The organism is Bacteroides sp. 519 (assembly GCF_010500955.1).
GTDB lineage: Bacteria > Bacteroidota > Bacteroidia > Bacteroidales > Bacteroidaceae > Bacteroides.
Genome location: NZ_QVMJ01000050.1, coordinates 22,871 through 24,561 on the forward strand (window position 1 = coordinate 22,871; position 1,691 = coordinate 24,561).

Consider the following 1,691-nt stretch of genomic DNA (forward strand, 5'->3'; position numbering starts at 1 on the left):
CGGCGTTGATGAGATTGAGTCTATTCTCCACCCCCAGTCGCTTCGCTTCACTGGGGGTTATTCAAATTTTACCCCAAGGGGTAATTGCTTGTGAACTCTGTGGTGAAATACTAGCAAAACCCGGTGGTGTAAATGATAATAAACCTCAAGAAAACTCAAAAATATGTTATAAGACATGTTTTATAATTTGTTTAGTATTGTAAAAACCCGCTATATTTGCACCGTTATCCTGAAAACAATCTTTTTACCTTAAGAAAACTAATACCTATTGAAAACTGAAAAATGGAGCTTTGTGAAAAGTTCCATTTTTTGCGTTTATAAGGGTTAGTTCTGTTTTTCTTTGTACCTTTGCCTTAATCAATCTTAACCCCAAAAATAAATTATATGTTCTCAGGTATAGTTGAAGAATACGCTGAAGTGGTAGCGTTAGTAAAAGAACAGGAAAATGTTCATCTCACCATGAAATGTTCGTTTGTAAGCGAACTGAAAATAGATCAAAGTGTATCACATAATGGAGTTTGTCTTACTGTTGTAGAAATAACAGATAATACATATACAGTAACTGCGATGAAAGAAACGCTTGATCGTTCCAATATCGGTTTATTGAAAGTTGGCGATAAAGTAAATGTTGAACGTAGTATGATGATGAACGGTAGGCTGGATGGACATATTGTTCAGGGGCATGTTGATCAAACAGCTACTTGTGCCGAAGTAAGAGATGCCGAAGGTAGTTGGTATTATAAGTTCCGTTATAACTTTGATAAAGAAATGGCCAGAAGAGGCTATTTTACAGTTGATAAAGGATCGGTTACAATAAACGGAGTGAGTTTAACTGTGATTTCGCCAACCGAAGATACCTTTGAAGTAGCTATTATTCCTTATACTTACGAACATACAAACTTCCATACCATACAGGTTGGCACAGTAGTGAATCTGGAGTTCGATATTATTGGTAAATACATCAGCCGTTTGTTGGCTTTGGAAGGAAAGTAAATATGAAAGACAAAGAATATTATCATTTTCTGGAACTTGTTGCTGCCCGTCAGAGCGACAGGGTGTATGATAAAACCAGAGAGGTAGAGCCAGAAAAACTGGAACGTATTTTGGAAGCTGCACGTTTAGCTCCATCGGCGTGTAATGCACAACCCTGGAAATTTGTTGTAATAACCGATAAAGAACTTGCTGTTAAAGTAGGTAAAGCAACAGCCGGGCTGGGTATGAATAAATTTGCAAAAGATGCTCCGGTGCATATTCTTGTGGTTGAAGAGTCGGCTAATATTACTTCCTTACTAGGTGGGAAGGTTAAAAACAAACATTTTCCTCTGATTGATTTAGGTATTGCTACAGCACATATCTCGCTTGCTGCCGAAAGTGAAGGATTAGGTTCCTGTATTCTGGGATGGTTTGATGAAAAAGAAATCAAAAAACTAACCGGTATTCCTGATGGAAAACGCCTCTTACTGGATATTGTTATAGGCTATCCGGGAAAAGAGAAAAGAAAGAAAATACGTAAACAGGCCGAAAAGGTTATTTCGTATAATAAGTATTAGACTAAGTATTCAAGAGGATCTCATTCGCCACGAAGTGGCAGTTTAGTTCAGCCCCAGGCAACGCCCAGTCATGTTCGGAAGATTTCTTTCTATTTTCCCACTGCCTGCAATAATGTAAATAAAAAAGAATCAGTGTGTCTA

At 37.6% G+C, this 1,691-nt stretch carries 3 protein-coding genes; all 3 read left to right on the forward strand.

The annotated features are described in order from the left end of the window. Positions 1–203, forward strand: a 203-nt coding sequence (locus D0T85_RS22595) for a hypothetical protein (RefSeq protein ID WP_203558552.1), incomplete at its 5' end; no start/stop codon positions are given. Positions 204–384: 181 nt separating this feature from the next. Next, positions 385–993: a riboflavin synthase gene (locus D0T85_RS21455; protein ID WP_163215569.1), complete on the forward strand. Its 609-nt coding sequence runs from the start codon at positions 385–387 to the stop codon at positions 991–993. A gap of 2 nt (positions 994–995) precedes the next feature. Next, complete coding sequence (locus D0T85_RS21460) at positions 996–1,550, forward strand: nitroreductase family protein (protein WP_163215570.1); 555 nt, start codon at positions 996–998, stop codon at positions 1,548–1,550. Positions 1,551–1,691 lie beyond the last annotated feature (141 nt).

Coding starts and splice junctions, on each gene's coding strand:
- D0T85_RS21455 (WP_163215569.1), top strand. CDS start 385: ATGTTCTCAGGTATAGTTGAAGAATACGCTGAAGTGGTAGCGTTAGTA.
- D0T85_RS21460 (WP_163215570.1), top strand. CDS start 996: ATGAAAGACAAAGAATATTATCATTTTCTGGAACTTGTTGCTGCCCGT.